Origin of the sequence: Cytobacillus firmus (assembly GCF_023715565.1) — a bacterium.
Classification (GTDB): Bacteria; Bacillota; Bacilli; order Bacillales; family Cytobacillaceae; genus Cytobacillus; species Cytobacillus firmus_C.
Map to the genome: position 1 here is coordinate 24,063 of NZ_JAMBOJ010000018.1, position 13,966 is coordinate 38,028.

At 42.3% G+C, this 13,966-nt stretch carries 11 protein-coding genes; all 11 read left to right on the forward strand.

Going from position 1 to position 13,966, the window contains the following annotated elements; translation table 11 throughout:
* Positions 1 to 86 precede the first annotated feature (86 nt).
* On the forward strand, positions 87 to 779 hold the full coding sequence (locus M3205_RS09180; protein ID WP_251169614.1) for a FadR/GntR family transcriptional regulator: 693 nt from the start codon (positions 87 to 89) through the stop codon (positions 777 to 779).
* A gap of 62 nt (positions 780 to 841) precedes the next feature.
* Entirely contained in the window at positions 842 to 2,164 is a 1,323-nt protein-coding gene (locus M3205_RS09185; RefSeq protein WP_251169615.1) for an FAD-binding oxidoreductase, read from the forward strand.
* On the forward strand, positions 2,165 to 3,523 hold the full coding sequence (locus tag M3205_RS09190; protein ID WP_251169616.1) for a (Fe-S)-binding protein: 1,359 nt from the start codon (positions 2,165 to 2,167) through the stop codon (positions 3,521 to 3,523).
* Complete coding sequence (locus M3205_RS09195; RefSeq protein WP_251169617.1) at positions 3,520 to 4,980, forward strand: FAD-linked oxidase C-terminal domain-containing protein; 1,461 nt, start codon at positions 3,520 to 3,522, stop codon at positions 4,978 to 4,980. The genes M3205_RS09190 and M3205_RS09195 overlap by 4 nt, the downstream gene beginning before the upstream one ends.
* A gap of 186 nt (positions 4,981 to 5,166) precedes the next feature.
* Complete coding sequence (locus tag M3205_RS09200; RefSeq protein ID WP_251169618.1) at positions 5,167 to 7,344, forward strand: malate synthase G; 2,178 nt, start codon at positions 5,167 to 5,169, stop codon at positions 7,342 to 7,344.
* Between the two features lie 81 nt (positions 7,345 to 7,425).
* The gene (locus M3205_RS09205) at positions 7,426 to 8,205 is read left to right on the forward strand and encodes a fumarylacetoacetate hydrolase family protein (protein ID WP_251169619.1); all 780 of its coding nucleotides are present in this window, start codon (positions 7,426 to 7,428) and stop codon (positions 8,203 to 8,205) included.
* A gap of 44 nt (positions 8,206 to 8,249) precedes the next feature.
* Positions 8,250 to 9,017: an IclR family transcriptional regulator gene (locus tag M3205_RS09210; RefSeq protein ID WP_251169620.1), complete on the forward strand. Its 768-nt coding sequence runs from the start codon at positions 8,250 to 8,252 to the stop codon at positions 9,015 to 9,017.
* Positions 9,018 to 9,276: 259 nt separating this feature from the next.
* Positions 9,277 to 11,067, forward strand: a complete 1,791-nt coding sequence (locus M3205_RS09215) for an L-lactate permease (RefSeq protein ID WP_251169621.1) — start codon at positions 9,277 to 9,279, stop codon at positions 11,065 to 11,067.
* Positions 11,068 to 11,230: 163 nt separating this feature from the next.
* Positions 11,231 to 11,629 carry a GntR family transcriptional regulator gene (locus M3205_RS09220; protein ID WP_251169622.1) on the forward strand — a complete coding sequence of 133 codons (399 nt, stop codon included), beginning with the start codon at positions 11,231 to 11,233 and terminating at the stop codon, positions 11,627 to 11,629.
* On the forward strand, positions 11,613 to 12,509 hold the full coding sequence (locus tag M3205_RS09225; RefSeq protein ID WP_251169623.1) for an ABC transporter ATP-binding protein: 897 nt from the start codon (positions 11,613 to 11,615) through the stop codon (positions 12,507 to 12,509). Before M3205_RS09220 ends, M3205_RS09225 begins: the two co-directional genes overlap by 17 nt.
* A complete protein-coding gene (locus M3205_RS09230) occupies positions 12,463 to 13,953 on the forward strand; it encodes a DUF6449 domain-containing protein (RefSeq protein WP_251169624.1) in 1,491 nt (496 codons plus the stop codon). The genes M3205_RS09225 and M3205_RS09230 overlap by 47 nt, the downstream gene beginning before the upstream one ends.
* Positions 13,954 to 13,966 lie beyond the last annotated feature (13 nt).

Consider the following 13,966-nt stretch of genomic DNA (forward strand, 5'->3'; position numbering starts at 1 on the left):
TGATTATTACAATTAAGCATGCTTAAATAGTAAATAACAAATAACTTATCAGATATGTGATGTCTGCAAAGGAAGGGGGCGTGAGTATGAATGTTAAAAAAATCTCAACACGCAAAATCTCGGAAATTGCTGCAGAGCAAATTGAAGATATGATTGTAAATGGATCCTTTAGCCCTGGAGATAAGCTCCCTTCAGTAAGAGAGCTGTGTGAATTATTTGGTGTCGGACGGTCAGCTGTCAGAGACGCCTTAACCTCTTTACAGGGCAAAGGGATTGTGCAGGTTAAGCAGGGGGAAGGCACTTATATAACCAGATTTGATTCCTCAAAGCTGTTTAACAATCTGCATTTGCATCCGGATATAAAAGACATCCAGGAGTTGTTCCAAGCAAGAAAAATGGTGGAGACAGGTCTTGCTGAAATGGCAGCTGCCAATCGGTCGGAAGAGGATTTGGCACTGATGAAGGAGCTGATTTCAGATGCAGCCATCCATGGATGGGAGGAGGATTACCAGTTTCATATGGCGATCGCCCGTGCAGCAGGTAATGATATCCTTATCCAATTTGTACAGTTCATTTCTGAAACATTGAAAAAGTCCATGATTGATTTTCATCATTACCTTGAAACACGGCCTGACATTGCGAGGAAAATTGAGGAACAGCATTTGGGAATCTATTTGTCTATCAAAAATAAGCAATCCAATCAGGCATATAAAAACATGGTTGACCATTTGGAATTGGTCGAAAAGCTTTTGCAGATGAGTATCCTTCAGGAGCAATGATGTTTTTTTGAATAATAACAGAAACGTTGTTTGTTATTACGAAACAAGAGGCGGTGGATAGGTTGATTACAGCAGAATCTTTAAGTGCATTAAAAACTTATTTAAGAGAAGATCAGATAGTTCAAAGTAAGGATTCAAGCCCGTTTGGCAATTCTGGAAATATGGCTGTTTTTCCGGAAACAGAAGAGGAAATTGCAGCTGTCTTAAAGTATGCCAATTCGAATGATTTAACCATCAACATTATGGGCGGCGGCACAAAACGGGGATTTGGGGGCTTAACCGAAAAAGCAGATATTCTTCTATCGCTTGATAAGTATACAGGGATTGTGGAGCATACGCCCGGTGATATGACCTTAACAGTAAAAGCGGGAAGTCGCTTTAAAGACCTACAGGATTATCTGGCACAGCATAATCAAAAAATATCCCTCGATCCATATTGGCCTGAAAATGCCACAATTGGCGGGATCATTGCTGCAAATGAAAGCGGACCCAAAAGATTGGGCTACGGTTCAGCCCGTGATGCAGTCATTGGTTTACGGACAGTATACCCGGATGGAAAAGTAATACGGTCAGGTGGAAGAGTCGTAAAAAATGTGGCGGGCTATGATATGAATAAACTATTCATTGGGGCGATGGGCACACTTGGTGTCATTTCTGAAATCACCTTAAAGCTTCGCCCTGTACCTAAATGCGAGAGCCTGGTTCTTGTTTCGTTTCCAAAAGGAAATCTGGAGAAAATTAAAGCATTTGGAGTGAAGGTTTTGGATTCTATGATTGAACCTGTCTCACTTGAACTGCTGAATCCGGCACTTTCTGATAAGCTTGCCGGAATAAACACTTACACTATAGCAATGAGTCTTGAAGATGTGGAAAGCTCTGTACGCTATCAGGAAGAATTCGTTAGAAATATGATGCCTGGTGATGCGGAATTGTTAATATATCCAAAGGATAAAGCGGATTTGTTCTGGGACCGATTTTACACGCACACCCCCAATGGGTTAGATCGGGAATTGCCAATCCAAACAGAAGGCTCCATTAAAATTGGAACTATTAATCTTGAAGCGGTGAGCGTATTAAAGGATACGGAACTGCTCCAGGACCGTTTTAATGTAAAAATCGAGTCGCATGGAGGTCTTGGCCATGGATTGAGCCAAGTGACCATTAGAGGTGCAGAGTCTGATGTAGCAAATGCGACTGCACATGTAAGGGATATTGCTGAAAAAACCGGCGGCTATGCGGTTGTTACGCATCTGCCATTCGAGCTCCGAAAAAAATTTGATGTATGGGGCAATAAACCTTCTTATTTCTTTTTGCTTCAGGGGATAAAAGCAAAGGTTGACCCAAATAAAACCTTAAGCCCAAATAGATTCATAGGAGGGATATAAATGAGTTTGCGGGAACTGGATTTAAAGCAAGAACCGCCATGTACGTCAGGATTGGGGAACTATCTATGGAGTGATCCGCCAGATGAAAAAAAATGGGCTGACTGTGTCCATTGCGGCATGTGTCTGGAGTCATGCCCGACATATGAACAAACTGGCCAGGAGCAGCATTCTCCAAGGGGCAGGGTTCACTTAATCAAATCGGTGGCGGAGGGTAAGCTTCAAGTAAATGAGCAATTTATGGACCCGGTTTTTCAATGTCTGGATTGCCGTGCCTGTACAACTGCATGCCCTGCAGATGTTGATGTTGGTGGCCTGATAGAGGAAGCACGGGGACAAATCCGTCAGGCAATGCCTTTGACAGGTGTAAAAGGAGCCATCAGCAAGTTTTTTCTTCACGATCTTTTCCCGCACCAGAATCGCTTAAATACGCTCGGCAGTCTTCTAAGATTCTATCAAAAAAGCGGAATGCAAAAAGCCGTCCGAAAAACTAAATTAATCAATGTCATGCCGCAGCATTTAGCAGATATGGAAGCCATCATGCCTGAAGTGAAAGAACCTGTTAAAAAGAAATATAAAGACGTAAAAGTAATAAAAGCAATAGGAGAGACAAAGCAGGAAGTTGCCATGCTGACCGGCTGTGTAATGGATGTCATGTTCAGTGATATTAATGAATCCACTATCAATGTACTGACCAGGAATGGCAGTGATGTTGTCATTCCCCAAAACCAGACGTGCTGCGGTGCCTTGCATGTTCATGCGGGAGACCGCGATATGGGCAGAAAGCTGGCAAAGCAGAATATGGAGGCATTTAAGGACTTTGATAAAGTGATTGTTAATGCTGCCGGCTGCGGGTGCATGATGAAGGAATACGCAGAATTATTTAAGGAAGATCCGGAAATGCATGCAAAAGCGGAAGAGTTTTCTGAAAAGGTAGAGGATATTTCAAAATTTCTTCATGAAACAGGCTATGAAAAGCCAAAGGCTGAGATGAACACCAGAATTACGTACCATGATGCCTGCCATTTAGCGCATGGACAGGGGATTCGTCAGCAGCCGCGCGATATTCTTCTTGATATTCCCGGTGTAGATATGGTTCACATGCCCAATTCAGACCGCTGCTGCGGAAGTGCAGGAATCTATAATATTACCAATCCGGAAATGGCTAATGCAGTCCTTGAGAGCAAAATGGAGAATGTTCCCGATGATGTGGAAATGATCTCGATGGGGAATCCCGGCTGTATGCTGCAGATGGCAATGGGAGTTCAAAAATACGGCAGAAACCAGAAAATTGTCCATACTGTCCAGCTTCTGGACTGGGCATATCAGAAGGAAGACGGTATGAGGGAGGGAGAAGAGTGAAAGCAAAAGACCGGGTTAAATCACAGGACAAACACATCTTAAATTTGGCTCATATCGTTGGCGGTGCCCGTTCCATTCTTTATCTGAAAGAAGATCTTGTTGCCTATGACTGTGACGGATTTACGATTCATAAACATTTGCCGAAGGCCGTCGTTTTTCCTAAAAACACACAAGAAGTGGCGGAGATTGTTAAATATTGCTCTAAAAACGAACTTCCCTTCCTGGCAAGGGGAGCAGGAACAGGGCTCAGCGGGGGAGCCATACCGCTTAATGGAGAAATCATTATCAGTATGGTCAGGATGAAAAAGCTTATCAGTGTAGATCTGGAAAATCGCCGTGCTGTTGTAGAGCCTGGATTTGTCAATCTGAAACTCACCAATTCCATATCTGATAAAGGATATTATTACGCTCCAGATCCATCCAGTCAATATTGCTGTACAATTGGGGGCAATGTAGCAGAAAATGCCGGCGGTGCTCATTGTCTGAAATACGGTGTTACGACAAACCACATTCTTGGACTTGAAGTGGTTATGCCTAATGGAGAAATAGTGGAAATTGGCAAAGACGGTATTCCGGATGCTCCGGGATATGATTTGCTTGGTCTGATAACTGGCTCTGAAGGAACGCTTGGCATAGTCACAAAGATAACAGTCAGGGTTCTAAAAAATCCTGAAGGAAAACAGACTGTTCTTGCCTACTTTGATCGGGTTGAAGATGGAAGCCAGGCAGTATCAGACATTATATCTGCAGGCATTGTGCCGGCAGCCCTTGAAATGATGGATAAAACAGCTATTGAAGGGGTGGAAGCTGCAGCTTTCCCAGTAGGCCATCCAAAAGATATCGAGGCAGTTCTTCTGATTGAGGTGGATGGAATTGCTGCAGGAATTCAGGAACAAATAGACCAGATTCTCGAGGTATGCCGAAAGAGAAATGTACGCGAAGTCCGGGCGGCCGGAAGTGAAGAGGAAAGAGCCAGATGGTGGGCGAACCGGAAGACAGGCTTTGGTGCCATGGGAGCCATCTCTCCAGATTATCTTGTTCAGGATGGGGTTATTCCGCGAAGCAGACTTCCTGAGGTTTTAAGCAGAATCAACCAGATCAGCAGTGAATCGGGATTGAGGATTGCGAATATTTTTCATGCAGGAGATGGAAATCTTCATCCCCTTGTACTTTTCGATGCACGGATACCAGGAGAATCAGAGAAAGCGCTTGAAGCAGGAAGCCAATGTCTGAAGGTATGCGCGGATGTTGGAGGGACCATTACTGGAGAACATGGTGTCGGTATTGAAAAGCGGGAAGAAATGCGATTTGTTTTCACGGAAGAGGAAATTGCTGCCCAGACTGATGTTCGGGAAGTCTTTAATCCACATAATCTTTTGAATGCAGGCAAGCTGTTCCCATCGCCGGGCAGATGTGCGGAAGTTAAAAAAGAGATGAAAGCCCAGGCAATTTCATAAAAAAGAGCCAGCCTTTTCTGGTGAAAGGCTGGCTCTTGAAACAAGATAAGCCTAAAATTGTGTGAAAATTATTGAAATTACTTTTGAAAACATGCTATTATTTTTTTAAGAGAAAGTATGAAACGGTGTTTTGTAATAAGAAACACTTGAAATCAAAAGAAGCAATCAAAGGAGGAAAATGAATAAATGGAAAACTATGTGAAGACAGGAAGCCTGCAGGTTGCAAGTGAGCTGTATGAATTTATTAATTCGGAGGCTCTGCCGGGAAGCGGAGTGGATCAGGAACAATTTTGGTCAGGTTTGGAAGCGCTTATAAATGATCTGACCCCAAAAAATAAAGCATTGCTTGCCAAGCGTGACGAAATTCAACATCAGCTGAATACATGGCACAGGGAAAACCAGAAGTTTGATTTTAATAGCTATAAGTCGTTTCTAGAAGAAATTGGCTATCTTGAACCAAAGACCGAGGATTTTAAAATTACTACAGAAAACGTGGATGCAGAAGTAGCAGTGAAGGCCGGACCGCAATTGGTCGTTCCAGTTAATAACGGTAGATATGCGATCAATGCAGCAAATGCCCGATGGGGAAGCTTGTATGATGCATTATATGGAACCGATGCAATCAGTGAAGAAAATGGGGCAAATAGGGAAGGCGGATATAATCCTGTAAGGGGAGAAAAGGTTATAGCATTTGCAAGGGAGTTTCTTGATCAAACCGTTCCTCTTTCAATCGGTTCTCATAAAGAAGCTGTGCAGTACAAAGTGGAGAAGGGTCAGCTTGCAGTTGTTCTGAGCAATGGTGAAACTGCAAATCTTAAAGAAGAAGCAAAATTTGCCGGATACCAAGGAGATCCGAATCAGCCTTCTGCGGTACTCTTAAAGAATAATGGCCTTTATTTTGAAATTCAGTTTGATAGAAACCACCCAATTGGAAAAACGGATGCTGCCGGGGTTAAGGATATTTTACTTGAAGCTGCTATTACCACAATTATGGACTGTGAGGATTCAGTAACAGCAGTTGATGCTGAAGACAAGGTCCTTGTATACCGCAACTGGCTCGGTTTAATGAAAGGTGATCTTTCCGCAACCTTCAAAAAAGGTGCCAAACCAGTGACACGGACATTAAATCCTGACCGCTCATATGTGTCTCCTGAAGGCAAGGATTTCTCTTTACCGGGACGCTCGCTGATGTTTGTCAGGAATGTCGGTCACTTAATGTCAATTAACGCCATTTTGGATGCTGAAGGAAATGAAGTGCAGGAAGGAATTCTTGATACAGTAATTACCTCCCTGATCGGCAAGCATACATTACTGAAAAACGGCCCGTACCAAAACTCATCTGAAGGATCCATCTATATCGTTAAGCCAAAAATGCACGGTTCCAAAGAGGTTGCTTTTGCAAACGAGTTATTTGACCGGACGGAAGATCTCCTTGGACTAAAGCGGAACACACTGAAAATTGGTGTAATGGATGAGGAGCGCCGTACATCCTTGAATCTTGCAACCTGCATCCGTGAAGTAAAGGAGCGCATTGTTTTCATAAATACCGGATTCCTTGACCGGACCGGGGATGAGATGCACACTTCTATGGAAGCTGGCCCGATGATCCGGAAGAATGATATGAAAGCAACAGCCTGGCTAAAAGGCTATGAAAAATCCAATGTCAATACAGGCCTTGAAACTGGCTTCCAGGGCCGTGCACAAATTGGAAAAGGTATGTGGGCAATGCCTGATATGATGGCAGATATGATGGAGCAGAAGATCGGCCATCTGAACGCGGGTGCCAATACTGCCTGGGTTCCTTCTCCAACTGCTGCCACCCTGCATGCACTGCACTACCATCAGGTTGAAGTGCAAAAGGTGCAAAATCAGCTGCTGGAAGAAATTTCGGATCTTCGTGATGATATCCTGCAAATTCCTGTTGCAGAAAACCCGCAATGGACTCAAGAAGAAATTCAGGAAGAACTGGAAAATAATGCACAGGGTATTCTCGGATATGTGGTCCGCTGGGTTGAGCAGGGAATTGGCTGTTCCAAAGTTCCAGATATCAATAATATTGGTTTGATGGAGGACCGTGCTACATTAAGGATTTCCAGCCAGCATGTTGCCAATTGGCTACACCATGGCATCTGTACGAAGGAGCAGGTGCTTGAGACACTTAAGAAAATGGCTAAGGTAGTAGATGAACAAAATAGTGGAGATATCGCATACCGCCCAATGGCCGCTGATTTCGATCAATCGGTTGCATTCCAGGCAGCCTGTGACCTTGTTTTTGAAGGCTATGATCAGCCAAACGGCTATACAGAACCAATCCTGCACCGCCGCCGTCTCGAGGCGAAGTCCAAATATGCTGTTAAACAGTAATATTTTCAGAACAGGGCATGAAGGTGCCCTGTTTTTCTAAAATCTACACACTTAAAGTAATTGAGGGGAGAGGAAGAGCAAATGAAATTTACAAGGTTTGAAGTAAATGGGGCAGTGCATGAAGGAGTATTGGAAGAGGGTATTTTAAAAGAAATTAAAGGTACTATTTTCGGAGATTGGGAGTATACAGGCCAGAGCTTTTCACAGAATGAAGCTAAACTGCTTGCACCCCTGGTCCCTAATCAAATCATCGGAATTGGGGCCAACTATGTGTCCGTGAAATCGGATCTGCCTGAGACACTTCCCGATATTCCTGTATTCTTCTTCAAGCCTGTATCTTCTGTTATCGGGCCTGAGGAAAATATTATCATCCCTGAAGGCATTGAAGAGGTCAAATTTGAATCAGAACTGGCTGTAGTCATTGGCAAAGAAGCCAAAAATGTAGCAGAGTCAGATGTACTTGATTATGTTTTCGGCTACACAGTAGGGAATGATGTAACTGCTCCGCAATTTTTTCATAATGATGGACATTGGACAATTGGCAAATCCTTTGACAGTTTTACCCCGCTGGGTCCCGTAATCGAAACTGAACTGGATCCATTTGAGGTAAAGGTTGAAGCAAAATTAAACGGCACAGAAAAGCAAAACAGCAGCACAGAACTCATGATTATTCCACTGCGTAAAATGATTTCATACCTTTCTAATGTCATGACATTGAAGCCGGGTGACGTAATCCTTACAGGAAGTCCTGTTGGAGCTGAGATGGTCAGGTCTGGTGATGTTATCGAATGTGAGATCAAAGAGATTGGAACACTGCGCAATACATTTGCAGTGGCACGTGAAAGCGCAAAAACGGTATAATTCAAGTAGATTGAATTATGTTATTTGCACCTGAGGTGAGTGTTTTGGAAAGAGAAAATATGGTCAAGTCCGTCAGCAGGGCGCTGGATATAATTACATTGATCAGCCTGAAAAAAAACGGTCTGGGCGTTACGGAAATTGCCAATCAGATAGACATCAACAAAAGCTCTGTTTATCGTATTCTATCTACCCTTGTTCAGTACGGATATATAGAGCAGGACAACGAAACCGGCAAGTACAAATTAGGGTATAAGTTCCTTGAGATCAGTTCAAAGCTGCTTGAATCAATTGATTTACGTGCAGAAGCAAGGCCTTTTCTGCAGGAGCTTGAAAATGAAACAAATGAAGTCATTCATTTAGTCGTTTATGATCAGGGAGAGGTTGTGTACATCGAGAAGCTTGAGGGCAATGAGACATTAAGGATGCATTCGAAAGTCGGGAAACGCGCTCCCATGCATTGCACATCAGTAGGCAAAGCCATTCTTGCTCATCTGCCCTCAAGCATTGTTTTTGATATTCTTGAAAGGAAAGGGATGCCGGTCCATACAGATAAAACCATAACGGATAAAGACGAATTCATGAAAGAATTGGGGCAGGTTAGACAAAAAGGATATGCCCTGGATCTGGAAGAAAATGAATACGGGATTACGTGTGTTGCCGTTCCTATTTTTGACCACCTTGGCAAGGTTATTGCAGCAGTCAGTATTTCAGGACCAACCATGAGGATGACAGATGAAAGGCTTGATGCATTAAAATCCATAATGGTAAAGACAGGAAAAGATATTTCCACACGCCTGGGCCATTTTAGCTGAATCAATTAGTAAATAGCTCGATATATCTTGATAAAAAGATATATTGGGCTAATTTTTTTGTATATACATACAAATTTTTTTGTGTAAATACATAGATTTAATTTTCAAAATATTATTGAAATTACGAATAATGTTTGTATAATGTAAATAAGCCTATCAACATGTTGTATAACAAAACCATTATAGTTATATAACATGTTTCGCTGTCCGCAACATAATGTAATCATTGTTCGTTATTACAAAACAAGGGGGAAGTAATTTGAGTACTGGAATGTTAGCTTTATTATCTTTATTGCCAATTATTGCAGTTGCAGTATTTCTTGTCGGGTTGAGATGGCCGGCAAGTAAGGCGATGCCAATTTCGTACCTTGTAGCAGTAATTCTTGCTCTATTGGTATGGAAAGTTTCAGGGGCCAAAGTTGCCGCTGCATCCATCAATGGCCTGGTTGTTGCCGGAACACTTCTTTATATTATTTTCGGCGCTATTCTGCTTCTGAATACCCTTCAGGAAAGCGGGGGATTAAAAACTATCCGTCAGGGATTTACGGATATATCGCCTGACCGCCGAATACAAGTAATTATCATAGCCTGGCTGTTTGGTTCTTTCATTGAAGGTGCATCAGGGTTTGGTACTCCAGCCGCTGTAGCAGTTCCGCTGTTAGTCGGCCTTGGCTTTCCCGCGATGGCCGCAGTTCTTGCCGGAATGGTTATTCAAAGTACACCGGTGTCATTTGGTGCTGTTGGAACGCCGATGCTTGTGGGCGTTCAGACCGGGTTATCGGGCAATGCCAGTCTGACAGATAACCTGCTTGGATTAGTAACTCAAATCGCCGGACAAGTAGCTATCCTCCACATGATTGCGGGAACATTAATTCCTTTATTTGTTGTAGCACTAATGACAAGATTTTTCGGCAAAAACAAATCATTTACAGAGGGGATAAAGATCTGGAAGTTCGCACTTTTTGCGGCTTTTGCTATGACGATTCCTTATGTAATTGTAGCAAATGTCCTTGGACCTGAATTCCCATCCATGATTGGGGGATTAGTTGGTTTAACCATTGTTGTGCTTGCTGCTAAAAAAGGCTTTCTTATGCCTACTAAAGATCAGGTTTGGGATTTTGAAGAGAAATCCAAGTGGGATCCTGAATGGACAGGCAAGCTTGAAATCAAAGCTGTTGCTCACAAGAGCGGTAGCATGAGCATGATGCGTGCTTGGACTCCTTATGTTTTAGTCGGCTTGTTTTTAGTATTGTCCAGACTGAAATCGCTTCCATTTTTAGAGTGGCTCCAGGCATGGACGGTCAAATTTGAAAATATTTTTGATTCGGGCATCACTTCAAGCTTCCAGCCGCTGTATTTGCCAGGTACGATTTTTATACTGGTTTCAGTTATCACTTACTTTATCCATGGAATGAATTCCAGTTCCTACAAAAAAGCCTGGGCGGATTCTGGAAAAACAACCATAGCTGCTTCAACTGCCTTAATTTTCACGGTTCCGATGGTACAGGTATTTATCAACACTGGCGGAGGAGGAGCAGGCTATGATCAGATGCCGATCGAGCTTGCGAATGGTGCCGCAGCTCTTGCGGGTGAATTCTGGCCGTTCTTTGCCACCTTCATAGGGGGCCTTGGAGCCTTTATTGCCGGAAGTAATACGGTTAGTAATATGATGTTTGCATTATTCCAATATGACGTCGGCTCACAAATCGGGGTGGATGCAACTTGGATTGTAGCCCTTCAGGCAGTCGGAGGCGCAGCTGGGAACATGATTTGTGTGCATAACGTCGTTGCTGCATCAGCTGTTGTGGGACTTGTCGGAAAAGAAGGTGCTGTCATCCGTAAAACTTTGTTCCCATTCTTCTACTATGCTTTGCTGGCAGGATCTGTAGGTTACTCGATTGTCTGGTATCAACAAAAAGGGATATTCAATATCGGTTCCTTCATAGCAGTTGCCATAGCAGTTGCAGCTGTTTATATAATTGCAACAAATAACAGACGTTCTAACATGATTTTGCCTCCGCCGTCGGTGAATGTGAAATCTGCTAAATAAATAAGGAATTCTTTAACTGGTTTAGCCCTTTGGCTGAACCAGTTTTTACTTTTTACAAAAAGTTTAATTTTCCTCTTCTCTTTTCCAATTACTTGTAATATAATCTAACTGTGTTAACTGTACTAGTAATCATAGTACAATTCATACAGATGGGAGGGCAAGCATGTTTGAATTGGATGTAAGGAGCCGGAAACCTATATATGAACAGCTGGTTGAGCGGCTTAAAGAGCTGATCATCACAGAGGTCTTAACAGCAGATGAACAGCTGCCTTCCGTTCGCACGCTGGCCCAGCAGCTGACGATTAATCCTAATACCATTCAGAAGGCATATAGGGAACTTGAGTCCCAGGGCTATATTTATTCCATAAAAGGGAAGGGCAGTTTTGTCAGTGAAGCGACACCCAGTCGGAACAGCGAAAAAATAGATAAAGTGAGAAATGAACTTTCAAAGCTTTTATCAGAAGCTTTATACCTTGGAATCACAAAAAATGAACTATACAAGCTCATACAGGAAATAGAAGCAGCTATAGGGGGAGGGATAGAAGATGATCAAAATCCGTAATGTACGAAAATCTTTTGAGGAGATGGATGCTGTCGAAAATGTCTGCATCCAAGTGAATAAAGGGTCCATATACGGCTTGCTTGGTTCCAATGGAGCCGGAAAAACAACACTTTTAAAGCTGTTGGCAGGCATCTATGCAGAGGATGAAGGAAGCATAGCCATTGACGGCCAGCCGGTATTCGAAAACCCGCAAATGAAAGATAAGATCTTTTTTATTCAGGATCATCCCTATTTTCTGCCTCAATACACAGTTAAACAGATGGCGCAATTCTATAAAAATATTTACAGCAGGTGGGATGAAGGACGATTTGAAGAACTGGCTGCTATTTTTGAAATGGATATCCACAAAAAGATTCATAGATTCTCCAAAGGCATTCAGAGGCAGGCTGCTTTTATCCTTGCTTTGTCTGCGAGGCCGGAAGTGTTAATTTTGGATGAGCCTATGGACGGGCTTGATCCGGTAATGAGGAAGAAAGTGAAAAGGCTGCTGATCGATGAGGTTGCTGAAAGAGAAATGACCATTCTTATTTCTTCTCATAATCTTCGCGAAGTGGAAGATTTATGTGATTTTGTTGGCATTATGCATAATGGGCGGATGATTCTGGAAAAAGATCTTGATGACCTTAAAACAGATACACATAAAATTCAGGTTGCCTTTAAAGGATCTTTACCAGCCATTTTCGACCAGCTGAAAATCCTTTATAAAGAAAAAAGAGGCAGCATCATGATCTGCATTGTCAAGGGAGATGCGAAGGAAATATCGTCATATGTAGAACAGTTTAAACCAGTGATATTCGATATGCTTCCCCTGACATTAGAGGAGATTTTCATTTATGAAATGGGGGACATTGGATATGCAGTCCAAAAAATCCTTGATTAAAAAGGAAATTATAAAAACGATCTTCAGAAGTATTGGCTGGATTTCCATTTTATATTTTTTCGGTCTGTTCTTTGCCATTCCTCTTGATATCATAATGAATTCTTCAGAGGAACAGCGGAAATTCCTGGACATCGACAATCTGTTTCAATACAGCTTCCAGCTGCAAGTTATATTTAGTATATCAGTACCGGTGGCCTTGTCTGTGTTTTTATTCAGGTATACACAGGTAAAACAATATAGCGATTTAATGCACAGTCTCCCAGTTAAAAGAGAATCCATTTACCATCAATATGCTTTAACAGGAATCCTGTTCTTAATTTTGCCGGTTTTACTCATTGCTTTGATTGTCCTGGTTCTCTACCAGCCCATGAATTTACAGGATTTTTATTCAATGGGGGAGATCCTCAATTGGGTGGGCATCACGATATTATTTAATATTGTGATTTACCTTGCAGGTGTTTCTGTGGGAATGCTGACAGGATTATCTGCGGTACAGGGTGCCTTAACTTATATCTTTCTGCTGCTCCCTGTTGGCCTGATCATTTTAGTTTCTATTAATTTGCCATTCTATTTATTCGGCTTTCCTGGTCAATATTACATGGAAAGCAAATTAGAACAGTTCTCTCCCTTGATTGCAATTACGCAAATGAACATGCGCACACCGTCAATTGTGGAGACTGCCGTTTACTTCATAATTATTGTGTCTCTGTATTTTTTTGGCTTGCAGATCTATAAAAGGAGAAAAATGGAGGCAGTTTCCCACGCGCTTGTTTTTCCGATAACAAAGCCTATTTTTAAATTTGGTGTAACGTTTTGCACGATGCTTCTTGGGGGCGGTTATTTCGGTGAAATGCGGGGCGGAACGAGTTGGATAATAGCTGGATATGTGTTCGGAGCATTGATTGGATATACAGCGGCCGAAATGGTTCTTCAGAAATCATGGAGAGTGATTATTCATGTAAAAGGATTGATGGTCTATACAGCCATAATGGCGGCTTTATTCCTCTTATTCCAATTTGACTTGACCCAGTATGAAAAAAGCATACCGAAGGGAAATGAAATTGAGCGGGTTCATTTCAGCGAGAGTTTTCACTTTTATAATGAGAATGAGCAACCGCTATATCTAAAAGAATACGAGAATATTGATCTGGTCAGAAGGTTTCATGAAAAGCTTGTAAAGGATGAAAGCAGACAGGCGCATACCACTGGCCGCGGTTCCGTCTTTATTGTGTATGAACTTAAAAATGGTGAAAAAGTGGTCCGCAATTACAGCATTAACAAAAGGGAATATAAGCCATTTCTTAAGCTGATTTATGAATCGGATGAATATAAAATGCAACAAATGAAATCTATCAGGTATCAGCTGATGATACTACGAAAATCACGATTACCCCATCCGGTCCGGTTTCAAAGCGGGCTGTCATTACAGATAAAGAAGAACTAAAAGAAGCTGTTGA